This is a genomic window from Streptomyces flavofungini (assembly GCF_030388665.1).
Taxonomy (GTDB): domain Bacteria; phylum Actinomycetota; class Actinomycetes; order Streptomycetales; family Streptomycetaceae; genus Streptomyces; species Streptomyces flavofungini_A.
This window is the reverse complement of the sequence record NZ_CP128846.1, coordinates 2686642-2710979: the sequence shown is the minus strand read 5'-3', so window position 1 is coordinate 2710979 and position 24338 is coordinate 2686642. Positions and strand designations below refer to the sequence as shown.

General features: G+C 71.9%; 22 protein-coding genes and 1 pseudogene. 17 read left to right on the top strand and 6 right to left on the bottom strand.

Features of this window, described 5'->3' with window-relative positions; genetic code table 11:
* Positions 1–54: 54 nt before the first annotated feature.
* Positions 55–1200 (top strand): D-alanine--D-alanine ligase family protein, encoded by a 1146-nt coding sequence (locus QUY26_RS10550; RefSeq protein ID WP_289945336.1) that lies wholly within the window; start codon positions 55–57, stop codon positions 1198–1200.
* Between the two features lie 21 nt (positions 1201–1221).
* On the opposite strand, the gene QUY26_RS10545 is transcribed toward QUY26_RS10550, so the two are convergent.
* Together QUY26_RS10545 and QUY26_RS10540 are read right to left on the bottom strand one after the other, a co-directional pair.
* The gene (locus QUY26_RS10545) at positions 1222–1719 is read right to left on the bottom strand and encodes a DUF3515 domain-containing protein (RefSeq protein WP_436840302.1); all 498 of its coding nucleotides are present in this window, start codon (positions 1717–1719) and stop codon (positions 1222–1224) included.
* Between the two features lie 20 nt (positions 1720–1739).
* The gene (locus QUY26_RS10540) at positions 1740–1973 is read right to left on the bottom strand and encodes an Lrp/AsnC family transcriptional regulator (RefSeq protein WP_016642988.1); all 234 of its coding nucleotides are present in this window, start codon (positions 1971–1973) and stop codon (positions 1740–1742) included.
* 215 nt (positions 1974–2188) lie between these two features.
* Between QUY26_RS10540 and QUY26_RS10535 the strand changes: the two genes are divergently transcribed.
* Complete coding sequence (locus QUY26_RS10535) at positions 2189–3157, top strand: thiamine-phosphate kinase (RefSeq protein WP_289945334.1); 969 nt, start codon at positions 2189–2191, stop codon at positions 3155–3157.
* A complete protein-coding gene (gene thiD / locus QUY26_RS10530) occupies positions 3154–4017 on the top strand; it encodes a bifunctional hydroxymethylpyrimidine kinase/phosphomethylpyrimidine kinase (RefSeq protein WP_436840301.1) in 864 nt (287 codons plus the stop codon). Before QUY26_RS10535 ends, thiD begins: the two co-directional genes overlap by 4 nt.
* Here thiD and QUY26_RS10525 read toward each other — a convergent pair.
* Together QUY26_RS10525 and rpmB are read right to left on the bottom strand one after the other, a co-directional pair.
* Positions 3969–4430: pseudogene (locus QUY26_RS10525) on the bottom strand (FAD-dependent oxidoreductase); the annotation flags it as partial. The gene thiD and the pseudogene QUY26_RS10525 sit on opposite strands and share 49 nt — an antisense overlap.
* Positions 4431–4812: 382 nt before the next feature.
* Positions 4813–4998: a 50S ribosomal protein L28 gene (gene rpmB / locus QUY26_RS10520; RefSeq protein WP_030195073.1), complete on the bottom strand. Its 186-nt coding sequence runs from the start codon at positions 4996–4998 to the stop codon at positions 4813–4815.
* Between the two features lie 268 nt (positions 4999–5266).
* Here rpmB and QUY26_RS10515 point away from each other — a divergent pair, with 268 nt between their 5' ends.
* The 9 genes from QUY26_RS10515 (at position 5267) to mutM (ending at position 15162) form a co-directional block, all read left to right on the top strand.
* Positions 5267–7189: a DAK2 domain-containing protein gene (locus QUY26_RS10515; RefSeq protein WP_289945328.1), complete on the top strand. Its 1923-nt coding sequence runs from the start codon at positions 5267–5269 to the stop codon at positions 7187–7189.
* A gap of 314 nt (positions 7190–7503) precedes the next feature.
* On the top strand, positions 7504–9750 hold the full coding sequence (recG, locus tag QUY26_RS10510) for an ATP-dependent DNA helicase RecG (RefSeq protein ID WP_289945325.1): 2247 nt from the start codon (positions 7504–7506) through the stop codon (positions 9748–9750).
* An 87-nt stretch (positions 9751–9837) separates the two neighbouring features.
* Positions 9838–10431, top strand: coding sequence for a 16S rRNA (guanine(966)-N(2))-methyltransferase RsmD (gene rsmD / locus QUY26_RS10505; protein WP_289945324.1), 594 nt, complete (start codon positions 9838–9840; stop codon positions 10429–10431).
* Between the two features lie 26 nt (positions 10432–10457).
* A complete protein-coding gene (gene coaD / locus QUY26_RS10500; RefSeq protein WP_289955638.1) occupies positions 10458–10937 on the top strand; it encodes a pantetheine-phosphate adenylyltransferase in 480 nt (159 codons plus the stop codon).
* A gap of 60 nt (positions 10938–10997) precedes the next feature.
* A complete protein-coding gene (locus QUY26_RS10495) occupies positions 10998–12152 on the top strand; it encodes an ATP synthase F0 subunit B (protein WP_289945321.1) in 1155 nt (384 codons plus the stop codon).
* Between the two features lie 150 nt (positions 12153–12302).
* Positions 12303–12992, top strand: coding sequence for a YceD family protein (locus QUY26_RS10490; RefSeq protein WP_289945319.1), 690 nt, complete (start codon positions 12303–12305; stop codon positions 12990–12992).
* A 2-nt stretch (positions 12993–12994) separates the two neighbouring features.
* Positions 12995–13168 carry a 50S ribosomal protein L32 gene (rpmF, locus tag QUY26_RS10485; RefSeq protein ID WP_030361955.1) on the top strand — a complete coding sequence of 58 codons (174 nt, stop codon included), beginning with the start codon at positions 12995–12997 and terminating at the stop codon, positions 13166–13168.
* Between the two features lie 7 nt (positions 13169–13175).
* On the top strand, positions 13176–14009 hold the full coding sequence (gene rnc / locus QUY26_RS10480; protein WP_289945314.1) for a ribonuclease III: 834 nt from the start codon (positions 13176–13178) through the stop codon (positions 14007–14009).
* 271 nt (positions 14010–14280) lie between these two features.
* Positions 14281–15162, top strand: coding sequence for a bifunctional DNA-formamidopyrimidine glycosylase/DNA-(apurinic or apyrimidinic site) lyase (mutM, locus tag QUY26_RS10475; RefSeq protein WP_289945311.1), 882 nt, complete (start codon positions 14281–14283; stop codon positions 15160–15162).
* 37 nt (positions 15163–15199) lie between these two features.
* On the opposite strand, the gene QUY26_RS10470 is transcribed toward mutM, so the two are convergent.
* Complete coding sequence (locus QUY26_RS10470; protein WP_289945309.1) at positions 15200–15610, bottom strand: winged helix-turn-helix transcriptional regulator; 411 nt, start codon at positions 15608–15610, stop codon at positions 15200–15202.
* A gap of 136 nt (positions 15611–15746) precedes the next feature.
* Here QUY26_RS10470 and QUY26_RS10465 point away from each other — a divergent pair, with 136 nt between their 5' ends.
* Positions 15747–16337 carry a flavodoxin family protein gene (locus QUY26_RS10465; RefSeq protein WP_289945307.1) on the top strand — a complete coding sequence of 197 codons (591 nt, stop codon included), beginning with the start codon at positions 15747–15749 and terminating at the stop codon, positions 16335–16337.
* Positions 16338–16397: 60 nt separating this feature from the next.
* Here QUY26_RS10465 and QUY26_RS10460 read toward each other — a convergent pair whose 3' ends face one another.
* Positions 16398–17669, bottom strand: a complete 1272-nt coding sequence (locus QUY26_RS10460) for a CAP domain-containing protein (protein WP_289945305.1) — start codon at positions 17667–17669, stop codon at positions 16398–16400.
* Between the two features lie 161 nt (positions 17670–17830).
* On the opposite strand from QUY26_RS10460, the gene QUY26_RS10455 reads away from it, so the two are divergent.
* The 4 genes from QUY26_RS10455 to QUY26_RS10440 all read left to right on the top strand — a co-directional run bounded on the left by QUY26_RS10455 (position 17831) and on the right by QUY26_RS10440 (position 24316).
* Positions 17831–18112, top strand: a complete 282-nt coding sequence (locus QUY26_RS10455) for an acylphosphatase (protein WP_289945302.1) — start codon at positions 17831–17833, stop codon at positions 18110–18112.
* Between the two features lie 385 nt (positions 18113–18497).
* Positions 18498–18701, top strand: a complete 204-nt coding sequence (locus QUY26_RS10450; protein ID WP_030361962.1) for a hypothetical protein — start codon at positions 18498–18500, stop codon at positions 18699–18701.
* Positions 18702–19046: 345 nt separating this feature from the next.
* The gene (gene smc, locus QUY26_RS10445) at positions 19047–22658 is read left to right on the top strand and encodes a chromosome segregation protein SMC (protein ID WP_289945296.1); all 3612 of its coding nucleotides are present in this window, start codon (positions 19047–19049) and stop codon (positions 22656–22658) included.
* 230 nt (positions 22659–22888) lie between these two features.
* Entirely contained in the window at positions 22889–24316 is a 1428-nt protein-coding gene (locus QUY26_RS10440) for a sugar porter family MFS transporter (protein WP_289945295.1), read from the top strand.
* Positions 24317–24338: the final 22 nt, after the last annotated feature.

Below are 24338 nucleotides of genomic sequence, written 5' to 3'. Positions count from 1 at the left end.
GGTCACGGGCGGCACACTGACTCCGCTGGGGCCAGCGGGTACGCTCAACGCGATATGAGCAGCGAGAACCTCCCCCAGAGCCCCCGCAAGCCGCGTGTCGCCGTCGTGTTCGGCGGCCGCAGCTCGGAGCACGGCATCTCCGTCGTCACCGCCGGTGCCGTGCTGCGCGCCATCGACCGGACCAAGTACGACGTGCTGCCGATCGGCATCACGACGGACGGACGCTGGGCGCTGACCGCGGACGACCCCGACCGGATGGCCATCGCCGACCGCAAGGTCCCGAACGTCGCCGAGCTCGCCGATTCCGCCGACGGCGGCGTCGTCCTGCCCGTCGACCCGGGCAACCGCGAGGTCGTCTACAGCGAGCCCGGCGCGGTGCCCAAGGCCCTCGGCGAGGTCGACGTGGTCTTCCCGATGCTGCACGGTCCCTACGGCGAGGACGGCACCCTCCAGGGGCTCCTTGAGCTGTCCGGTGTGCCGTACGTGGGCGCGGGCGTGCTCGCCTCGGCCGTCGGCCAGGACAAGGAGTACATGAAGCGGGTCTTCACCTCCTTCGGGCTGCCCGTCGGCCCCTACCTGGTGATCCGGCCCCGCGAGTGGCAGCGCGAGGAGAAGAAGGCCCGCCAGCGCGTCGCGGACTTCGCGGGCGAGCACGGCTGGCCGCTGTTCATCAAGCCCGCGCGCGCGGGCTCCTCGATCGGCATCACCAAGGTCGACTCCTTCGACGGCCTCGACGAGGCCATCGCGGAGGCGCAGCGCCACGACCCGAAGATCATCGTGGAGGCGCTGCTCCGCGGCCGCGAGATCGAGTGCGGCGTCCTGGAGTTCGAGGACGGGCCGCGCGCCAGCGTGCCCGCCGAGATCCCGCCGGTGCAGGCGCACGACTACTACGACTTCGAGGCGAAGTACATCGACTCGACGCCCGGCCTGGTGCCCGCACCGCTCACGCCCGAGGAGACCGCCGAGGTGCAGCGGCTCGCGGTCGAGGCCTTCGAGGCGGCGTCCTGCGAGGGCCTGGTCCGCGCGGACTTCTTCCTCACCGAGGACGGCCGGTTCGTCATCAACGAGATCAACACCATGCCGGGCTTCACGCCGATCTCCATGTACCCGCAGATGTGGGAGAAGAGCGGCGTCGGGTACGCGGAGCTGGTGGACCGCCTCATCCAGGCAGCGCTGAACCGGCCCACGGGGCTGCGCTAGAGCCCGGCCCCTCGGGCGCCGCTACGCCACGCCCTTGGGGACGGTCTTCTTGATCGGCGCGGCGAAGTCCGTGAGCGGCCCCAGACCGTCCCCCGTCCGCTCCTTCGGCAGCGTCACCTCCACGTAGGCGAGGCGCAGCGCGGTGGTGAAGACGTAACTGCCGTCGTCGCGCTTCTGCAGCAGCCAGGCCACGCCGTTGACCTTCACGCCGTCCGACTTGGCGACCTCGGGATCGGACATCTCGGGGGGCCGCTCCACACCGCAGCGCAGTATGATCGCCGGGTCTCCCCACCCGGCGGTCAACTCCGACTTCGGTCCGGGGTCGGTGCGCTCGTGACCGTCGACTTTCTTCGGGAGCTGCGCGTGCAGATCCCGGCAGAGCCCCGCCGCCTTCGCGGCCGGGGACGGAACCACCACCGACGCTGGGTCGTCCGTTGATGAGCAGGCCGTTGACGCGATCAGCGTTGCGCAAGCGGCCGCGCCTATGAGACTGCGGCGCCGGAGACGGGGGAAGTTCACCGGGCCAGGGTAGACGGGGGCTACAAGTGCACGACCGGGCAGGTCAGGGTTCTGGTGATGCCATCCACTTGCTGGACCTTGGCGACCACCATGCGGCCGAGTTCGTCGACCGTGTCCGCCTGCGCGCGCACGATGACATCGTAGGGACCGGTCACGTCCTCGGCCTGGATCACTCCCGGGATCTTGCCGATCAGCTCGGCGACGGTCGACGCCTTGCCGACCTCGGTCTGGATCAGGATGTACGCCTGTACCACGGAACCTCCAGGGCGGCCACGAGGATCATGTGGGGAGAAGGGACGCCACGGTACCGCGTCGCCGCTCGCCACGGGGAGACCCGGGGGAGCTGTGGCGCGCACATCGCGGCGGACGGACAACACAGGTTGACGGCTCCGTCGACCGTACCGACGACAGGGACGGCTCGCGACCGCAAGCGGACCGCGGCGACCGTGGCAGAAGGAGCAGCACGCGCATGAAGGGCACCGTCGGCGAGTTGGGCGAGTTCGGGCTCATCAAGGAGCTCACCTCGCGGCTCACCTCCACCCCGGCCGTACGCCTCGGTCCCGGCGACGACGCCGCGGTCGTGGCCGCCCCCGACCGCAGGGTCGTGGCCAGCACCGACCTCCTCCTGGAGGGCCGGCACTTCCGCCGCGACTGGTCCACGGCCTACGACGTCGGCCGCAAGGCCGCCGCCCAGAACCTCGCCGACATCGCCGCCATGGGCGCCGTGCCCACCGCGATCCTGCTCGGCCTCGTGGTGCCCGCCGAACTGCCCGCGAGCTGGCCCATCGAGCTCATGGACGGCCTGCGCGACGAGTGCCAGGTCGCGGGCGCGGCCGTGGTCGGCGGCGATGTCGTACGCGGCGACACGATCACCGTCTCGATCACCGCGCTCGGCGACCTGCGCAACCACGAGCCCGTCACGCGCGCGGGCGCCCAGCCCGGCGACGTCGTCGCCGTCACCGGCTGGCTCGGCTGGTCCGCCGCCGGGCACGCGGTGCTCTCCCGTGGCTTCCGCTCGCCGCGCGCCTTCGTGGAGGCCCATCGCAGGCCCGAGCCGCCCTACCACGCGGGCCCCGCGGCCGCCGGGCTCGGCGCGACCGCCATGACGGACGTCAGCGACGGCCTGATCGCCGACCTCGGCCACATCGCCGAGGCCAGCAAGGTGCGCATCGACATCCGCTCCGGCGACGTCGACGTGCCCTCGCAGATGAACGACATCGGGCAGGCCGTCGGCGTCGACCCGCTGCAGTGGGTGCTCAACGGCGGCGAGGACCACGCGATCGTGGCGACGTTCCCGTCCGACGTGAAGCTGCCCGCCCGCTGGAAGGTCATCGGCGAGGTCCTCAACCCCTCCGCGCAGCCGCAGGTCACGGTCGACGGCGCGCCCTGGGCCAGCAAGGGCTGGGACCACTTCGGGGAGAACGGCGACGACGCGTGAGCGCGGCGGGCACGGGCGGTACGCCCCCGGCGGCCGGTGCCGCCCGTACGGCGCCGCCCCGGGTGCTCACCGTCGCGGGCTCCGACTCCGGGGGCGGGGCCGGGATCCAGGCCGACCTGAAGACGATGCTCGCGCTCGGCACGCACGGCATGAGCGTCGTCACGGCCGTCACGGCGCAGAACTCCCTCGGCGTGCAGGGCGCTTGGGAGCTGCCCGTGGCGGCGGTACGGGCGCAGTACCGCAGCGTCGTCGACGACATCGGCGTCCAGGCCGTCAAGACGGGGATGCTGGCCTCCGCCGAACTGGTCGAGGCGGTCGCGGAGTTGATCGCCGCCACGGACGCCCCCGCCGTCGTCGACCCGGTCGGCGTGTCCAAGCACGGGGACGCGCTGCTCGCCGCCTCCGCGCTCGGCTCCGTCCGCACGAGGCTCCTGCCCGTCGCCACCGTCGCCACCCCCAACCTCGACGAGGTCGCCCAACTGACCGGCGTGCACGTCCGCTCCGAGGACGACATGCGCCGCGCCGCCGCGGCCGTCCTCGGGTACGGGCCCACGTGGGTCGTCATCAAGGGCGGCCACCTCGCCGGGGACGCCGTCGACCTCCTGACGGACGGCTCCGAAGAGCACTGGCTGCGCTCCCCGCGCCACGACAACCGCCATACGCACGGCACCGGCTGCACCCTCGCCAGCGCGATCGCGGCGGGGCTCGCGAAGGGGGAGAGCGTGCCCCGTGCCGTGGCCGCCGCCAAGGAGTACGTCACCGGGGCCATCGCAGCCGGGTTCGCCCTCGGGGGCGGGATCGGCCCTGTGGATCACGGTTGGCGGTTCGGGAGCGCCACCGACGGCTCGGACGGCTCGTAGGCGGCGTCTCCGTAGACCGCGTCTTCGTAAGCGGGGCACTCCTTGAGGTCGATTCCGTTGGCCGCCCTCTCCGTAAGGCGCTTGAAGAAGCCCGCGAGGAAACGGGAGCTCAGCATCCGGTAGGCCCGGTCGCGGCTGCGGATCTTCTTCTCCGTGGCGGGCGCCAGGAAGGGGCCCGCGTTGCCGGAGGTCTTCTGGCAGCCCTTGGCGCAGTCGCGGACCTCCGCCTCGTACGCCGCGAAGGCCGTCCTGTGGTTTCCGTGCGCGAGGGCCAGCTCACCGGCCAGGACGTAGGCGCACACGAGAGCCGTGCCCGTGCCGATGCCGCCCATCGCGGCGCCGTACCCGGCGTCCCCGACGAGCACGACGCGCCCCTTGGAGAGACGGTCGACGTGGATCTGCGCGATCGCGTCGGACCCGGGCGCCGTACCGGGACAGCCACAGGGCGAGCGCGGGGCCGGCGACACCGGCGCCGGAGATGAGGACGCCGAGGTGGGCTAGGGGGCGGGCGGGTCGCGCGGTGCGGGTGGGGGCCGTCGGGGGTGCGGATGGCGAGGGGCCCGAGGATGCCGAAGCGCATCCGCCGGATTCTGGAAGCGCATCCGCCGGATTCTGGCAGGAGGCCGCGCGGGCGCGGGAAAGTGCGCGGGCGTCCGGGAGCGTGCGGGCGTCCGGGAGCGCGCGGGTGTCAGGGAGCGCGCGGGTGTCAGGGAGCGTGCGGGCATACGAAAAAGCCGGTCCTCCCTGAGGGGGACCGGCTTTTCAGCAACCGGCTAGGTGGCCGCGCAGAAAGGGTCAGCGCGAGACCTTGCCGGCCTTGATGCACGAGGTGCAGGCGTTGAGGCGCTTCGGCGTCCCGCCGACCACGGCACGCACGCGCTGGATGTTCGGGTTCCAGCGACGGGGCGTACGGCGGTGCGAGTGCGAGATGTTGTTGCCGAAGCCCGGCCCCTTGCCGCAGACGTCGCAGTTGGCAGCCACGGGTCACTCCAAAGACTTCAGATGCACTTACGGTTAAACCCGGCATGCCGGGATCAGTGCAATGATCGGAGTGGCGTTGCCAGGAGGAATGGCCCGATGCGTATCGGGCAACCGGAGCAGCATACAACGACTGCTTCGGTACAACGAAACTACCATGTCTCGTCCCCGGCCCCACCCCCCGGACCTCCTCCGGCCCGGGTCTACGCTGCGTCCCACCACCCCGTGAGGCACGACGGAGGCGTCCCGCGACGCTCCTAGGAGGCGACCGTTGCCGCAGAACCTCGACGCTGTCGCAGTCCGCGCGTGGAGCGTGCTCGCTCTGGACGCGCTGGGACAGGCCCGCGAGGAGATCGACGCGATCAACGTCTATCCGGTCGCGGACGCGGACACCGGGACCAATCTCTACTTGACCATGGAATCGGCCTCCCAGGCCGTCGACGCGGTCTTCGCGGGACTCGAACCGGCGAGGCCCGAGCTCACCGAAGTGGTCCGCGCGATGGCCCACGGGGCGCTGATCGGGGCCCGCGGCAACTCCGGGACGATCCTGGCCCAGCTGCTGCGCGGGATGGCGCAGATCCTGTCGGAGGAGCCGGGCGCGGGCGTACGCGGTGGTGGTGACTCACGTGACAGCCGTGGCTCCAGGGACGGGGACAGGAGGGGCGGTGACGCGCACCGACGTGACGCGCATCACGCCGACGCGACGCGCCTCGCCCTCGCACTGGAGCGCGCGGCCCAGGCCGCGTACCAGGCGGTGGCGCATCCGGTGGAGGGCACGGTCCTGACGGTCGCGGGGGCCGCCGCGGAGGCCGCGGCCCAGGCCGCGCGGTCGGCGGCCGACTGCGCGATCGTGGCCCGCGCGGCCTACGACGGCGCCTGCGCGGCGCTGGACGCGACTCCTGGACAGCTGGCGGTACTCGGCCGCGCGGGCGTCGTGGACGCCGGCGGACGCGGCCTGGTAGCGGTCCTGGGGGCCTTGGTGGGCGCGCTGTCGGGGGAGACGGTGCGGCCCTGGGTGGCTGGGGGCGCGGTTGCGGCTGCGGCTGTGGAGTCGTCTGGGGTTGCGGCTGGGGCTGTGGAGTCGTCTGGGGCCGGCGGTGCCGCTGAGGGTGCCGAGGACGTGCGCGGGGGTGATGTGGACTCGCCCGAGGGCGATGCGGGCTCGCGCGGGGGTGATCCGGACTCGCGTGGAGGCGCCGCCGAGTGCGGGTCTCCCACCACCGCTTGCGCGGCCCCCACCGCCGAGGGCACCGCCCCCGCCGCCGAAGGCCAAGGCCCCGCCTTCGAGGTGATCTACCTCCTGGAGGCCGACGACGCCGCTGTGGCCCGGCTGCGGGCCCGGCTCGACCGGCTCGGGGACTCCCTCGTGGTGGTCGGCGGCGACGGCCTGTGGAACGTCCACGTCCATGTGGACGACGCGGGCGCGGCCGTCGAGGCGGGCGTCGAGGCGGGGCGCCCGTACCGCATCCGGATCACGCACTTCGGCGTCGGCGACGCCCACACCGCACGGACGCAGCCGCCCAGGGAGCGCGTCCAGCGCGGCATCGTGGCCGTCGTACCGGGTGACGGCCTCGCCGCGCTGTACGCCGAGGCCGGGGCGACCACGGTGCCCGCGCGCGTGGGGGAGCCGCCCGCCAGCGGGGAACTCGTGGAGGCCATCCGGCGCGCCCACGCGCGCGAGGTGGTGCTGCTGCCCAACGACGCCGGGCTGCGCCACACCGCGGCGGCGGCCGCCGAACAGGCCCGCTCCGAAGGCGTACGCGTCGCCCTGATCCCCACCCGCTCGGCCGTCCAGGGCATCGCGGCGCTCGCCGTGCACGAGCCGGACCGCCGCTTCGACGAGGACGTCGTCGCGATGACCTCGGCGGCCGGGGCGGCCCGGTACGCCGAACTGGCCGTCGCCGAACGGCAGTCCTGGACGACGGCGGGCATCTGCCAGGCCGGGGACGTGCTCGGCCTCATCGACGGCGACGTGGCGGTGATCGGCCCGGAGGTCGCGCGCACCGCCGCCGCCGTGCTCGACCGGATGCTGGCGGCGGGCGGCGAGATGGTCACGCTCGTCCTCGGGGACGAGGTGCCCGACGGGGTCGCCGAGTTCCTGGAGAAGCACGTACGCGACAGCCACTTGGCCGTGGACACGGTGCTGTACCGGGGCGGGCCCCAGTCGCCCCTCCTGCTCATCGGCGTGGAGTGACCCACCGCCCGGGTCCGCGCTGATCGGGCTGCGCGCTCGCCCTCAGACTCCGGACGGGCTTTTCCCCGTCCACCCGCCCGAAAATGCGACGGTGCCGCCCCGTCTCAGCCCGTTCGGCGATTGAGGACGAGGCGCGAAGCGCCGATCCTGCGAAGCGCGTCCCACCCGCACGGGACACCCACCCCGGGGGTCGTGGGCAGCGCCCCGGTTCCGGGAAGGGGTGGGCTCGCGGAGCCCTCGGCGAGACCCCTGCCCCCCTGCCACCGCCCCGTGCCCCCGCCCCCTGCCCCCAATTGTCAGTGCCGTGGTGTGCAATGGATCTCGTGCACGCGCTCCAAGAACCGTTGAAGAACGCGCTCGGCCAGGCCACCGCGAAGGTGATGGCCGAGCACCTCGGCCTGCACACGGTCGGCGACCTCCTGCACCACTACCCACGGAGGTACGCGGAGCGGGGCGAGCTGACCCGGCTCTCCGACCTCCCCCTGGACGAGCACGTCACCGTGGTCGCCCAAGTGGCGACGGCCCGCGTGCTGCGGTTCAACGGCGGCAGCGGCCAGCGCCTGGAGGTGACCATCACGGACGGCAGCGGCCAGCTCCAGCTGGTCTTCTTCGGCCGCGGCATCCACAAGCCGCACAAGGACCTGCTTCCGGGCACGCGCGCGATGTTCGCGGGCAAGGTCTCCGTCTTCAACCGCAAGATGCAGCTGGCCCACCCGGCGTACGAACTGCTGCGCGCCGACGGCGACTCGGCCGCCGAGGCCGTCGACTCCTGGGCCGGAGCCCTCATCCCGATCTACCCGGCCACCGCCAAGCTGGAGTCCTGGAAGATCGCCAAGTCCGTGGACGCGGTCCTGCCCAGCGCCCAGGAGGCCCTGGACCCCCTGCCGCCCGCCCTGCGTGAGGGCAGGGGCCTGATCCCGCTCCCCGAAGCCCTCCTGAAGATCCACCGGCCGCACGCGAAGGCGGACATCGCCACCGCCAAGGACCGGCTGAAGTGGGACGAGGCGTTCGTGCTCCAGGTCGCCCTCGCCCGCCGCAGGTTCGCGGACGCCCAACTCCCGGCGGTGGCCCGCAGGCCGCGCCCGGACGGCCTCCTCGACGCCTTCGACGCGAAGCTCCCCTTCGAGCTCACGGACGGCCAGCGCCGGGTCTCCAAGGAGATCTTCGACGACCTGGCCACCGAGCACCCCATGCACCGCCTGCTCCAGGGAGAGGTCGGCTCGGGCAAGACGATGGTGGCCCTGCGCGCCATGCTCGCCGTCGTCGACGCGGGCGGCCAGGCCGCGATGCTCGCGCCCACCGAGGTCCTGGCCCAGCAGCACCACCGCTCGATCACCGAGATGATGGGCGAGCTGGCGGAAGGCGGCATGCTCGGGGGCGCCGAGCACGCCACCAAGGTCACGCTGCTCACCGGTTCCATGGGCACGGCCGCCCGCAGGCAGGCCCTGCTGGACCTGGCCACGGGCGAGGCGGGCATCGTCATCGGGACGCACGCGCTGATCGAGGACAAGGTGCAGTTCCACGACCTCGGACTGGTCGTGGTCGACGAGCAGCACCGCTTCGGCGTCGAGCAGCGCGACGCCCTGCGCGGCAAGGGCAAGCAGCCGCCCCACCTGCTCGTCATGACGGCGACCCCCATTCCGCGCACGGTCGCGATGACGGTCTTCGGCGACCTGGAGACCTCCGTCCTCGACCAGCTGCCCGCGGGCCGCTCGCCGATCTCCACCCACGTCGTCCCGTCCCAGGACAAGCCGCACTTCCTCGCCCGCGCGTGGGAGCGCGTGCGCGAGGAGGTGGAGAACGGCCACCAGGCGTACGTGGTCTGCCCCCGCATCGGCGACCTGGACGACGAGGACGCGGCCGAGCCCAAGAAGGGCGCCAAGGCGAAGAAGGGTACGAAGGGCAAGAAGGAGTCCGAGGAGTCCGCGGCCGACGACGCCGAGAAGCGCCCCCCGCTCGCCGTCCTCGACGTCGCCGAAGAGCTGGCCCACGGCCCTCTGCGCGGACTGAAGGTCGAGGTCCTGCACGGCCGCATGCAGCCCGACGACAAGGACGCCGTGATGCGCCGCTTCGCCGCGGGCGAGACCCACGTCCTGGTCGCCACGACGGTCATCGAGGTCGGGGTGAACGTCCCGAACGCCACCGCCATGGTGATCATGGACGCCGACCGCTTCGGCGTCTCACAGCTGCACCAGCTCCGCGGCCGCGTCGGCCGCGGCTCCGCGCCCGGCCTGTGCCTCCTGGTCACCGACATGCCGGAGGCGAGCCCCGCCCGCGCCCGGCTGAACGCGGTCGCGGCCACCCTCGACGGCTTCGAGCTCTCCCGCATCGACCTGGAGCAGCGCCGCGAGGGCGATGTGCTCGGCCAGGCCCAGTCCGGCGTCCGCTCCTCGCTGCGCATGCTCGCCGTCATCGACGACGAGGAGATCATCGCCGCGGCCCGCGAGGAGGCGACCGCCGTGGTCTCCCGCGACCCCGACCTGGAGCACCTGCCCGAGCTGCGCACCGCCCTGGACGCGCTCCTGGACGCGGAGCGCGAGCAGTACCTGGACAAGGGCTGACGCGCCCGCACGGCATATCGTGAGAGCCGGGGCCCGCCCGCCGGGCCGGCCCCGAGCCCACCCCCAGCCGAAGGACGCAGAGACCCCATGACCCGCGTGATCGCCGGCGTGGCCGGCGGACGCCGCCTCGCCGTTCCGCCGGGGAACGGCACCCGGCCCACATCGGACCGCGCCCGCGAGGGCCTGTTCTCCACCTGGCAGGCCTTCCAGGGCACCCTCGACGGCGCCCGCGTCCTCGACCTGTACGCGGGCTCAGGCGCCGTCGGCCTGGAGGCCCTCTCCCGCGGCGCCGCACACGCCCTGCTCGTCGAGGCCGACGCCCGCGCCGCCCGCACCATCCGCGAGAACATCAAGGCGCTCGGCCTGCCGGGCGCCGAGGCCAGGGCGGGCAAAGCGGCCCAGATCATCCGCGAGTCAACCCCTGCCACCCCCTACGACCTGGTGTTTCTCGACCCCCCCTACGCCGTCGGGGACGACGATCTTCGGGAGATCCTGCTCACACTCCGCTCGGGAGGCTGGCTCGCGGACGACGCGCTCGTCACCGTTGAACGCAGTACGAGAGGCGGAGAATTCGGCTGGCCGGACGGCTTTGAGGCACTGAGGTCCCGTCGCTACGGCGAGGGAACGTTTTGGTACGGTCGCGCCGCCTCTTCGCACCAAGATCCAGAAATCGCGCCATGACCCGACCGGAGAGCGAGGGACTTTTGTTGCGCCGCGCCGTCTGTCCGGGGTCGTTCGACCCCATCACCAATGGACACCTCGACATCATCGCCCGCGCCTCCAAGCTGTACGACGTCGTGCACGTCGCGGTGATGATCAACAAATCCAAGAAGGGCCTGTTCGAGATCGACGAGCGGATCGAGCTGATCCGCCAGGTCACCGCCGAGTTCGGCAACGTGGAGGTCGAGTCGTTCCACGGCCTGTTGGTCGACTTCTGCAAGGAACGCGACATTCCGGCCATCGTCAAGGGTCTGCGCGCGGTCAGCGACTTCGACTACGAACTCCAGATGGCCCAGATGAACAACGGGCTCACGGGCGTCGAGACCCTGTTCGTGCCCACCAACCCCACCTACAGCTTCCTGTCCTCCTCGCTGGTCAAGGAGGTCGCGTCCTGGGGTGGCGACATCGCGCACCTGGTTCCCCCGGTCGTGCTCGAAGCCCTCAACAACCGCCTCGCCAAGGGCTGATCAGGGGCTACAGTCGTCCCGTCCGTCTCCCAACCAGCTGTAGAGAGTGGCGAGCCCGCGGTGGACGTGCAGAAGAAGATCGACCAGATCGTCGAGACGGTCGGCAGCGCCAAGTCCATGCCGATGTCCGCCTCGTGCGTGGTCAACCGCGCGGAGCTCCTGGCGCTCCTCGAAGAGGTGCGCCAGGCCCTGCCCGGCTCCCTCGCCCAGGCCCAGGAGCTGATCGGCGGCCGGGAGCAGCTGGTCGAGCAGGCCCGTCAGGAGGCCGAGCGGATCATCGAGGGCGCGCACGCCGAGCGCGGCTCGCTGATCTCCGACACGGAGGTCGCACGCCGCTCCCGGGCGGAGGCCGACCGCATCCTCGCCGAGGCCAGGCAGGAGGCCGCGGAGGTCCGCCAGGAGGCGGACGACTACGTGGACAGCAAGCTCGCCAACTTCGAGGTCGTCCTCACCAAGACCCTCGGCTCCGTCGGCCGCGGCCGCGAGAAGCTCCTCGGCACCGGCCCCGGCGTCGACGAGCACGGCTACGAGGACGAGGACGCCCCCGAGCGCAGCCACGACCCGGACACCCTGCGCCGCAACGCCGACGTGTACGTGGACGCGAAGCTCGGCGCCTTCGAGGCGGTCCTCGCCAAGACCCTGGAGGCCGTCGGCCGCGGCCGCCAGACCCTGCACGGCCGCGCCCCCGCCGACGAGCTCAGCGAGCTGGGCGAGGCCACGGCCAAGAAGCACAGCTCCGACGCCGACTACCTGGCGGACCTGGCCGAGACCCCCGACCGCCCCGCACGCCGGACCACCCCGCAGCCGGCCCCGCCGATCCCGGCACAGCAGCCCTACGCCCCCGCACCGCCCCAGCACGAGCCGGACCCGTACGCATACCAGCAGGACCAGTACGGACAGCCGCCCCAGGACCAGTACGCGCAGGCCGACTACGCCCAGGGCGGCGACCAGTACGGCGGCCAGGCCCCGTACGGGGGACAGGATCCCTACGCGTATCAGCAGGGGTACGGCCAGCAGGATCCGTACGCGTACCAGCAGGACCCCTACGCGTACCAGCAGCAGGGCTACGACCCGAACCAGCAGCCGCCCCAGCAGCCGCAGCAGCAGGGCTACGGCCAGCAGAGCCCCGCGCCCGCCGTGCTCGACGAGACCAGCCTCTTCGACACCACCATGATCAGCGCGGAGCAGCTGCGCCAGTACGAGCAGGGGCGCTAGCCGGGGCCGGGCGCGGGCGGAGGGCCCGGGCGGCGGCCGATTGGGCCGAGAGCGAAAGGTCCAGTATCCTGGCTCTTCGGTCGCGCGTATGTCCGCGATCCGAGCTGCCCGCTCACACCGCGTTCTCGCGGCCTCGGCGCGGTGGCCTCCTTGCCACACTCCCAGGATTCGAAAGCAGGAAAAGCCCTGAGCACGCGCCTCGACCACCGCAACCCGCTTGTGTTCGACACACACGAGCTGGGTCGGCGTCCGGGCGCCATGCAGCGGGTGGCCCGCACCATCGACGCCCCCGGTTCGCCGGCTCCGTTCGGTGTCGAAGGGGTCATCGGAGTGCCGGACGGCGCCCCGGTCGAGCTGGACATCCGCCTGGAGTCGGTCATGGAAGGGGTGCTTGTCACAGGCACCGCCCGTGCATCGGCGAAGGGGGAGTGCGTAAGGTGTCTGGAGCCGGTCGAGCTCGCGCTCGAAGCGGACTTCCAGGAGATGTTCTCGTACCCTGACGCCGACGACCGGGGCCGCACCGCGGAACCGGCCGACGACGCCGAGGACGACGAGGACAGGCTTTTCCTCGAGGACGGCATGTTCGACCTCGAGCCCGTGCTGCGGGACGCGGTGGTGCTCGCACTGCCGATGCAGCCGGTGTGTCAGGACGACTGCGAGGGTCTGTGCTCCGAGTGCGGAGTGCGGCTCGCGGACGACCCGGGCCACCACCATGACGCCGTCGACATCCGTTGGGCGGCTTTGCAAGGACTCGCTGGCACCATCCAGGACGGCGAGAAGGACGAGATGAGCGGCGACGCGCCTCGAACGGCGCACGTCGACGAGAAGCAGGAGAAGTAGCCGTGGCTGTTCCGAAGCGGAAGATGTCGCGCAGCAACACGCGCCACCGCCGGTCGCAGTGGAAGGCTGCGGTCCCCACCCTGGTTTCGTGTGAGCGTTGCCAGGAGCCCAAGCTGCAGCACATCGCGTGCCCCGCTTGTGGCACCTACAACAAGCGTCAGGTCCTCGAGGTCTGAGCGGCTGGTGAGAGGCGCTGTGTCTAGCCCAAAGAAGGCGGATGACGCCCAGATGCAGGCAGACAGCAACAACGCAGCCTCGTCCCACACGCTTCTGGAAGGGCGGCTCGGCTATCAGCTCGAGTCCGCCCTTCTGGTACGTGCGCTCACCCACCGTTCGTACGCGTACGAGAACGGCGGCCTGCCCACCAACGAGCGCCTGGAGTTCCTCGGGGACTCCGTGCTCGGCCTGGTGGTCACGGACACGCTGTACCGCACCCACCCCGACCTGCCCGAAGGCCAGCTGGCCAAGTTGCGGGCCGCGGTGGTCAACTCGCGTGCGCTGGCGGAGGTGGGCCGCGGGCTCGACCTCGGCTCCTTCATCCGGCTCGGCCGGGGCGAAGAGGGCACGGGCGGCCGGGACAAGGCGTCCATCCTCGCCGACACCCTGGAAGCGGTGATCGGCGCGGTCTATCTGGACCGGGGTCTGGAAGCGGCGAGCGAGCTGGTGCACCGGCTCTTCGACCCGCTGATCGAGAAGTCCTCGAACCTCGGCGCGGGCCTGGACTGGAAGACCAGCCTCCAGGAGCTCACCGCGACGGAGAACCTCGGCGTGCCCGAGTACCTCGTCTCGGAGAGCGGCCCGGACCACGAGAAGACCTTTACTGCTGCCGCCCGCGTCGGAGGCGTCTCGTACGGCACCGGCACCGGCCGCAGCAAGAAGGAAGCGGAGCAGCAGGCCGCGGAGTCCGCCTGGCGCGCCATTCGCGCGGCAGCGGACGAGCGGGCCAAGGCGGCGGCAGCGGCGGAAGCCGATATGACGCCCCCGGATTCGCCCTTCGGCGAAGCCGCATCCGCTTGATGCCCAGAGGCGCACGGAACGCCCGCTCCCAGGCCACTCTCCGGCCTGCGAGCGGGCGTTCCGCCGTCTTTGGACCTGGGACGATGCCGGCTGCGCGCCGTCTCTGGGCCGGAGAGGCCGTCCGGGGCCGGAAGCCGTTCGGGGCCGGGGCTGATGTCGGCCCGTCCGGCGCCTGAGGGCGAGGCGCGGAGCGCCGACAGGGGCCGGCCCCAGCGCACGCCGAACGATAAACTGCCGGCGCCCCCGTCCCGCACCCGTCCGGAGGACCCCCGTGCCTGAACTGCCCGAGGTCGAGGTCGTCCGGCGAGGCCTCGAGCGCTGGGTCGGCGGCCGGACCGTCGCCGACGTGGAGGTCCTGCACCCGCGCGCCGTCCGGCGGCACTTCGCGGGCGCCGAGGACTTCGTGCTCGGGCTCAAGGGGCACCGCTTCGGCGCCCCCCTGCGGCGCGGCAAGTACCTGTGGCTGCCGCTCGCGGACAGCGGCACCTCGGTCCTCGCCCACCTGGGCATGAGCGGCCAGCTCCTGGTCAAGACCCAACAGTCGCCGGACGAGAAGCACTTGCGGATCCGGGTGCGCTTCACGGACGAGCTCGGCGGCGCTGCCCCGGACGCGGCAGGCACCGAGCTGCGCTTCGTCGACCAGCGGACCTTCGGCGGGCTCTCGCTGCACGAGAACACCCCGGACGGCCTGCCGGACGTCATCGCGCACATCGCCCGCGACCCGCTCGACCCGCTCTTCGACGACGAGGCCTTCCACCAGGCCCTGCGCCGCAGCCGCAGCACCATCAAGCGCGCACTGCTCAACCAGTCCCTGATCAGCGGCGTCGGCAACATCTACGCCGACGAGGCGCTGTGGCGCACCCGCCTGCACTACGAACGCCCGACGGCCACCTTCGCCCGCCCCCGCACCGCCGAACTCCTCGGCCACGTACGGGACGTGATGAACGAGGCCCTCGCCGTCGGCGGCACCAGCTTCGACAGCCTCTACGTCAACGTGAACGGCGAGTCGGGCTACTTCGACCGCTCCCTGGACGCGTACGGCCGCGAGGACGAGCCCTGCCGGCGCTGCGGTACGCCGATGCGGCGGCGGCCCTGGATGAACAGGTCCAGCTACTTCTGCCCGCGCTGCCAGCGCCCGCCGAGGCCGGCGTAACGGCTCTGCGCCCGGCCGGGGCCGGTGCGGCCTCTCCTCAGCGCGCTGCCTGGCTGTCGTAGCGCCGCTGGGCCGCCGACACCTCGTCCTGGTTGCCCTCCACGAAGCGGATCAGGGCGAGCAGGCGCTCGGTGATCTGCTCGCCCAGCGGGGTGAGGCGGTAGTCGACGCGCGGCGGGTTCGTCGGCTGCGCGTCGCGGTGCACCAGGCCGTCGCGCTCCAGCGCGTGCAGCGTCTGCGACAGCATCTTCTCGCTCACGCCGTCGACCCGGCGGCGCAGCTCGTTGAACCGGAACGTCCCGTCGTGCAGCGCGCCCAGCGTGAGGGCGCCCCAGCGACCCGTGACGTGCTCCAGCGTGGTCCGCGACGGGCAGGCGCGCGCGAACACGTTGTACGGCAGATCCGCGTCCGTGTCGGTGGCGCTGTCGGGGCGTGCGAGGGAGTCCATACGCCCAGCGTACTCTCCCGCAGCGCTAACCCATGGCTTGCGCTAACTAGAAGTTAGTGCTTTCCTTTCGTTTGTCGGCCGGACCAGGTGCCACCGACACTCCCCACCCCCGTCCCCATCGAGGAGTACCCCCGCCATGTCCAGCCCCGTTGTCGCCATCGCCTACCACTCCGGCTACGGCCACACCGCCGTCGTCGCGGAGGCCGTCCGCGCCGGTGCCGAGGAAGCCGGTGCCACCACGCACCTCATCAAGGTCGACGAGATCACCGAGGCCCAGTGGGAGCTCCTGGACGCGGCGGACGCCATCGTCTTCGGCTCACCCACCTACATGGGCACCGCCTCGGGCGCCTTCCACGTCTTCGCGGAGGCCTCGTCGAAGCGCTGGTTCACCCGGGCCTGGCAGGACAAGCTCGCCGCGGGCTTCACCAACTCCGCGTCCAAGAGCGGCGACAAGCTGCACACCCTGCAGTACTTCCAGACGCTCGCCGCCCAGCAGGGCATGAACTGGGTGAGCCTCGGCCTCTTCCCCGGCTGGAACTCCACCGAGGGCTCCGAGAACGACCTCAACCGGCTCGGCTTCTTCGCCGGCGCCGCCGCCCAGACCAACTCCGACGAGGGCCCGGAGGCCGTGCACAAGGCGGACATCGCCACGGCCGAGCACCTCGGCCGCCGCGTCACCGAGGCCGCGCGGATCGTCGTCGCGGGCCGCGCCGCCCTCGCCGCCTGACGCCAGAGCTGCCTCGGACGGGCGGGTGCGCCCAGGGGCCGGGGCCGACGCGGCCGTGGCTCAGAAGCCGAAGTCCTGCGTCCACCACGGGCCGCCCGGCGCGAAGTGCGCGCCGACGCCCAGGGTCTTGTAGTCGCAGTTGAGGATGTTGGCGCGGTGGCCGGGGCTGGTCATCCAGGCGTCCATGACGGACTGGGCATTGGCCTGGCCCCGGGCGATGTTCTCGCCGCCCAGGTCCTGGATGCCGGCCTTCTCGGCGCGGTCCCACGGGGTCGCGCCGTCGGGGTCGGTGTGCGCGAAGAAGTCCCGCTCGGCCATGTCGGCGCTGAAGTCCCCGGCCAGTGTGGCGAGCCCGGGGTCGGCGGTCACCGGTCGGCAGCCCACGTTGGCCCGCTCCTGGTTGACCAGGGCGAGCACCTCCGCCTCGGCTGCGGTCTCGTCGGCCGACGGCTTCGCGGGCGCGGGCGGGGCCTTCGGCTTCTCGGGCGCCGGGCGGCTCGGGGCCGGGGTCCGGTCCGGCTCGCCCGCGCCGGAACCCCGGCCGGGGTCCTTGCGGTCCTCGCCGGCTCCCTCGCCCTTCTCGGCCTTGTCGCCCTTGTCGGCGCCCTTGCCCTTGTCGCCGCTGTCCTGCTGCGGCTCGGACGGGGTGGCCGAGGGCTTGTCCGACGGCTTCCCCGGCGGCTTCGCGCTCGACTCCGACGGGCTCGGGGCCGAGGCGTCGGAGCCGGGGCCCGGGGTGGTCCGGCCGCCGTCGGCGGTGCCGTCGGCACCGCCCTGGGGGTCGAGACCGGAGGGGGAGCCGGCGGTACGGACCGCGCCGGGGGTGTCGCCGCCGCCCAGCGAGTACGTGTCGCCGCCGGGCAGCAGACCGGAGGCGACCGCGACGGCGCCCATCGCGACGGCGGCGGAGACGCCGAGCAGTCCGGTGCGCACGGGCGTGGAAGCGCGGCGCCTGCGCCGGTGCGACGTGCCGCGCCTGCGGCCCTCCCCACCGGGCAGGGCGCTCGCGGACATCTCGGCGGTCGGCGTGCCGAAGAGATAGGCGTCGGACGAGGACGCGTCGTACCCGTCGTACCTGTCGTATCCGTCGAATCCTCGGTATTCCGCGCGGCCCCGGTAAAAGCCGTACGCGCCGGAAGGGTTCTCATAAGAGCCGGAACCGGCGGCACCCGAAGCGTCCGCGGAACCCGTGAGCCCGGCGGGCTGGTCCGAAAGATCAAAAGAATCGGAGCGACCGGAATGATCGGGAAGTTCGACGTGATCGGAATGAGGGGAATGATCGGCGCGGCCGGTGGCGGCGCGGCCGGCGGCGGAGCGTCGGTGGCGTCCCATCTCCTGGCCTTTCGTCCTGACTCCCGGCGCTTGCCCGGGGCGTCGTTCTGACCGTCGAGGTGACTCACCCATACGGGTGAGGCTCGTCGAGTCGCGACTGTACGCGATGGCACAAGGGGGCGAAGTGCTCCCTGAGCAATTGGCCGGTTAGCGTGCACCTTATGAACGAAGAAGTCCGGCTCACCGCCTGGGTGCGCGGCCGTGTGCAGGGAGTGGGTTTCCGCTGGTTCACGCGGGCCAAGGCGCTGGAGATCGGAGCCGTGAGTGGCTTTGCTCTCAATCTCGACGACGGCCGCGTGCAAGTGGTCGCCGAGGGTTCACGCGAGCGTTGTCAACAGCTCCTCGACTGGCTGCGCACGGGCGACACACCCGGCCGCGTCGACGGTGTGACTGAGATCTGGGACACGCCCCGGGGCGGCTACGAGTCGTTCGCCATTCGCTGACGCGGGCCGGGTCGAGGGGGCGCCGGCGGGTGTGGCCGTGGCACCTGCCTGGGGCAGGAAAGACCTGGTGATTGCCAAGAAGGGCTTGCCGTGGCAGGCTCCGCGGGTAAGGATGATCTCGACGCCCCCAGGGCCCCGCCGCAGAGGCAGCGCCGTAGTTCCACGGCCGCGCGCCCCCGGGTTGCCCGTCAATGTGGGGCGTGATCGTGTTGACCGTCAAACTTTTTGGTGAGACTCTGGAAGCCCCGCGCACCTTAGCTGTTTGGCATGTGAGAACGGCCACGCAACACCCAGCAAGAACAGAAGAGTGCCAGGCACCGCGGGTGCGATTCCCTCACGACCCACACCGATTCGGTCGGTCACTCAGTGTGGAGGACCATCCATCATGGCAAAGGCGCTTCTCGGTTACGTCGGCGGCAGCGACCCGCGACTCCTCGCCGAGATGCGACGGCTCCAGCAGCGCGTCCAGGACCTGGAATCCGAGCTCGTCAGGATCCAGGCGGAGAACGACACGCTGGCGGCTGCCGCTTCTCACGACGCGCTCCTCGAGAGCATCGACGTACCCCAGGCGGAGCCTGCGCTCACCTGACCCACGCCACTTCGAGCCCACGGCAACGGACATTCCTGCCACGCGTGGTCAGGCCGCCCGTCATAAGCCGCTGAACCAGAGAGATCTGCTTGATCGAATAGATCCAAGAGATCCACGATAGATCCGAGAGATCTGCAAGGGACGCTTCGGCGTCCCTTCTTTCTTTGCGGCACCCTGCGCCGGGCTCTTTGCCCGCTCCCGCCGCCCCCTGCTCGTCGCCGTGCCCCCGCTGGCCTTACACCTGATGCGCGCGGGGCCTTACATCTGATGTGCCCTGCACCTTCCGTCGTGAAACTGCTCGCACGTTCCTCGGTGAACTCTTCGAGAAAGGTAGAGTCACGCGGCGTGCACCTCAAGGCCATGACACTGCGCGGTTTCAAGTCCTTCGCGTCGGCGACGACGCTTAAATTCGAACCGGGCATCACCTGCGTCGTCGGACCGAACGGATCCGGCAAGTCCAACGTCGTGGACGCGCTGAGCTGGGTCATGGGCGAACAGGGCGCCAAATCGCTGCGCGGCGGCAAGATGGAGGACGTCATCTTCGCCGGGACGACCGGCAGGCCGCCGCTCGGCCGCGCCGAGGTGTCCCTCACCATCGACAACTCCGACGGCGCCCTGCCCATCGAGTACGCCGAGGTCACCATCACGCGGATCATGTTCCGCAACGGTGGCAGCGAGTACCAGATCAACGGCGACACCTGCCGTCTGCTCGACATCCAGGAACTGCTCTCCGACTCCGGCATCGGCCGCGAGATGCACGTCATCGTCGGCCAGGGCCAGCTCGACTCCGTCCTGCACGCCGACCCCATGGGCCGCCGCGCCTTCATCGAGGAGGCCGCCGGCGTCCTCAAGCACCGCAAGCGCAAGGAGAAGGCGCTGCGGAAGCTGGACGCGATGCAGGCCAACCTCGCGCGCGTGCAGGACCTCACCGACGAGCTGCGGCGCCAGCTCAAGCCGCTGGGGCGGCAGGCCGCCGTCGCGCGCCGCGCCGCCGTCATCCAGGCCGACCTGCGCGACGCCCGCCTCAGGCTGCTCGCCGACGACCTCGTGAGCATGCGGCGGGCCCTGAACGCCGAGGTCGCCGACGAGGCCGCGCTCAAGGCTCGCAGGGACGCCGCCGAGGCCGAGCTGAAGAACGCGCTCCAGCGCGAGGCGGCCCTGGAGGACGAGGTGCGGCGGCTCAGCCCGCGGCTGCAGCGGGCCCAGCGGACCTGGTACGAACTGTCGCAGCTCGCCGAGCGCGTGCGCGGCACGATCTCGCTCGCCGACGCCCGCATCAAGAGCGCGCGCTCGGCGCCCGCGGAGGAGCGGCGCGGCCGCGAGCCCGAGGACATGGAGCGCGAGGCCGCCCGCATCCGCGAACAGGAGGCGGAACTCGAAGCCGCCCTCGAAGCCGCGCAGTACGCCCTCGACGACACCATCACCCACCGCGCCGAACTGGAGCGCGAACTGGCGGCGGAGGAGCGGCGCCTGAAGGACGTGGCGCGGGCCATCGCCGACCGGCGCGAAGGGCTCGCGCGGCTCGGCGGCCAGGTCAACGCGGCCCGGTCGCGGGCGGCGTCCGCGCAGGCCGAGATCGACCGGCTCGCCCTCGCCCGCGACGAGGCACAGGAGCGGGCCGTCACCGCGCAGGAGGAGTACGAACAGCTGAAGGCGGAGGTCGACGGCCTGGACGCGGGCGACGCCGAGCTGGGGGAGCGGCACGAAGAGGCCCGCCGCGCCCTCGCCGCCGCCGAGGCCGAGGCGATCGCGGCCCGTGAGGCGGTCACCGCGGCGGAGCGGAAGCGGGCCGCCGTCGCCGCCCGGCACGACGCCCTCGCCCTCGGCCTGCGCCGCAAGGACGGCTCGGGCGCGCTGCTCGCCGCCAGGGACCGGCTCGCTGGAATGCTCGGCCCCGCCGCCGAACTCCTCAGCGTGGCACCGGGCTTCGAGGTGCCGGTCGCGGCGGCCTTCGGCGCGGCGGCGGACGCCATCGCCGTGTCGACGCCCGCATCGGCAGCAGAAGCGATCCGCCTGCTGCGCAAGCAGGACGGGGGGCGGGCCGCGCTGTTGCTGGCGGGGGCGCCCGACGAGGGCCGGGGTGCCGGGGGCGGTGGGGACGCCGGCCGGGCCGACGGGGCCCCCGGTGACGCAGCGCCGGACGTGCGGGGCGACGGGCCGCCGTACGCCGCCGAACTCGTGCGCGGACCCGCCGAGTTGATGCCCGCCGTGCGCAGGCTGCTGCGCGGGGTCGTCGTCGTGGGGACGCTGGAGGACGCCGAGGACCTGGTGTACGCGCACCCGGAGCTGACGGCGGTGACGGCCGAGGGCGACATGCTCGGGGCGCACTTCGCGCACGGTGGCTCCGCGGGCGCGCCGAGCCTCCTCGAGGTGCAGGCGTCCGTCGACGAAGCCGCGGCCGAGCTCGCCGAACTGGACGTGCGGTGCGAGGAGTTGGCCGAGGCGCAGCACAGGGCGGGGGAGCGCCGCGCGGAGTGCGCCGCGCTCGTCGAGGAGCTGGGGGAGCGGCGGCGCGCCGCCGACCGGGAGAAGTCGGCCGTCGCGCAGCGCCTCGGGTCCCTCGCCGGACAGGCGCGCGGCGCCGCCGGTGAGGCGGAGCGTTCGGCCGCCGCGGCCGCCAAGGCGCAGGAGGCCCTGGAGCGGGCCCAGGCGGAGGCCCTGGAGCTGGCCGAGCGGCTCGCCGTCGCCGAGGAGGCGCCCGCCGACGAGGAGCCCGACACCGCCGTGCGCGACCGGCTCGCCGCCGACGGGGCCAACGCACGCCAGACGGAGATGGAGGCCCGCCTCCAGGTGCGCACCCACGAGGAGCGGGTCAAGGGCCTCGCCGGGCGCGCCGACGGCCTCGACCGCGCCGCCCGCGCCGAACGCGAGGCACGCGCGCGGGCCGAGCGGCGCAGGGCGCGGCTGCGCCACGAGGCCGCCGTCGCCGAGGCCGTCGCCTCCGGCGCCCGTCAGCTGCTCGCCCACGTCGAGGTCTCCCTCGTACGCGCGGAGCAGGAGCGGGCCGCGGCCGAGCGTGCCAAGGAGGTGCGGGAGCGGGATCTCGTGGCCGAGCGGAACCAGGGGCGCGAGCTGAAGGACGAGCTGGACAAGCTGACGGATTCAGTCCACCGGGGCGAGGTACTCGGCGCGGAGAAGCGGCTGCGGATCGAGCAGCTGGAGACCAAGGCGCTGGAGGAACTCGGTGTGGAACCCGCGGGGCTCGTCTCCGAGTACGGGCCCGACCAGCTCGTGCCGCCCTCGCCCGCCGCCGAGGGCGAGGAGCTGCCCGAGGACCCGGAGCACCCGCGCAACAAGCCGGTGGCCTACGTCCGCGCCGAGCAGGAGAAGCGCCTCAGGTCAGCCGAACGGGCGTACCAGCAGCTCGGAAAGGTCAACCCGCTGGCCCTGGAGGAGTTCGCGGCCCTGGAGGAACGTCACAAGTTCCTCAGTGAGCAGCTGGAGGACCTCAAGAAGACCCGTGCCGACCTCCTCCAGGTGGTGAAGGAGGTCGACGAGCGCGTCGAGCAGGTCTTCACCGAGGCCTACCGGGACACCGCCCGGGAGTTCGAGGGGGTCTTCAGCAGGCTCTTCCCCGGCGGCGAGGGACGGCTGATCCTGACCGATCCCGACAACATGCTCACCACGGGCGTCGACGTCGAGGCCCGGCCGCCCGGCAAGAAGGTCAAGCGGCTCTCGCTGCTCTCCGGCGGCGAGCGGTCCCTGACGGCCGTGGCGCTGCTCGTGTCGATCTTCAAGGCCCGGCCCAGCCCGTTCTATGTGATGGACGAGGTCGAGGCGGCGCTCGACGACACCAACCTGCAGCGGCTCATCCGGATCATGCAGGAGCTGCAGGAGGCCTCGCAGCTGATCGTGATCACGCACCAGAAACGGACGATGGAGGTGGCGGACGCGCTGTACGGCGTGTCCATGCAGGGCGACGGCGTCTCCAAGGTGATCAGCCAGCGGCTGCGCTAGCCCTCGCCCGGCTCACCCAGGTGGCCCACCCCGCGTTCGGAACTTGAACGCGGGGTGTTGCCTTGTGTGGCTCAGATTCGTGGTTAACGAACTATTGACTTCGCAACTTGAAGGCATAGTCTCTGCAACGTTGCTTTTACCTTCAGGTGGTGGGCGATATGAAGTTGTGCGCCACTTGAAGAGCTCTCACCCCCACCCCGGCAACGCAGCCGGTGGCCCGAGGAGTACACGTGACCAGCACAGCGCAGCCGCCGCAGTCCGGGGCCAGGGAGGCCCACCCGGACCATCTCGGCCATGTCATCTTCATCACGGCCGCCGCCGCGATGGGTGGGTTCCTGTTCGGCTACGACAGTTCGGTGATCAACGGCGCGACCGTCGCGATCCAGGACCGGTTCGACGTCAACGCGGACATGCTGGGCTGGATCATCGCCACCGCCCTCCTCGGCTGTGCCGTCGGCGCCGCCATCGCGGGCCGGATCGCCGACCGCATCGGCCGCATCCGGGTCATGCAGATCGCCTCGGTCCTCTTCGCGGCCAGCGCCGTCGGCTCCGCGCTGCCGTTCGCCGCGTGGGACCTCACCATGTGGCGCTTCGTCGGCGGCATCGGCATCGGCATGGCCTCCGTGATCGGCCCGGCCTACATCGCCGAGGTCGCGCCGCCCGCCTACCGCGGCCGCCTCGCCTCGTTCCAGCAGGCCGCCATCGTGGTCGGCATCGCCGTCTCCCAGCTCGTCAACTGGGGCATCCTGAACATGGCGGACGGCGACCAGCGCGGCAAGCTGGCCGGCCTCGAGGCCTGGCAGTGGATGCTCGGCGTCATGGTCGTCCCGGCCGTCCTCTACGGCCTGCTGTCCTTCGTGATCCCCGAGTCCCCGCGCTTCTTGATCTCCGTCGGCCGCGACGCCGACGCCAAGAAGGTGCTCGCCGAGGTCGAGGGCACCGCCATCGACGTGGACGTGCGCGCCGCCGAGATCGAGCTGGCCATGCACCGCGAGGACAAGTCGACGTTCAAGGACCTGCTCGGCGGCAAGTTCGGCTTCCTGCCGATCGTCTGGATCGGCATCTTCCTGTCGATCTTCCAGCAGCTCGTCGGCATCAACGTGATCTTCTACTACTCGAACCAGCTCTGGCAGTCCATCGGCCACGACCCGAGCAGCTCGTTCCTGTACTCCTTCGAGACGTCGATCGTGAACATCGTCGGCACGGTCATCGCGATGATCTTCGTCGACCGGATCGGCCGCAAGCCCCTCGCCCTCATCGGCTCGGCCGGCATGGCCCTCGCCCTGTTCACCATGGCCTGGGCGTTCTCCTACCGGACCGGCTCCGGCGACGACGTCTCGCTGCCGCAGGGCCAGGGCCTGACCGCGATCATCGCCGCCAACGCCTTCGTGCTCTTCTTCGCGCTGTCCTGGGGCGTGGTGGTCTGGGTCCTGCTCGGCGAGATCTTCCCCAACCGGATCCGCGCCGCCGCGCTCGGTGTGGCCGCCTCCGCGCAGTGGCTCGCCAACTTCGCGATCACCAAGACCTTCCCGAGCATGTCGGAGTGGAGCCTGACCGGCTCGTACATCATCTACGGCGCGTTCGCCGCGCTCTCGATCCCCTTCGTCGCCAAGTTCGTCAAGGAGACGAAGGGCAAGACCCTGGAGGAGATGGGCTAAACCCCGCTGCCCCGCTCCTCTT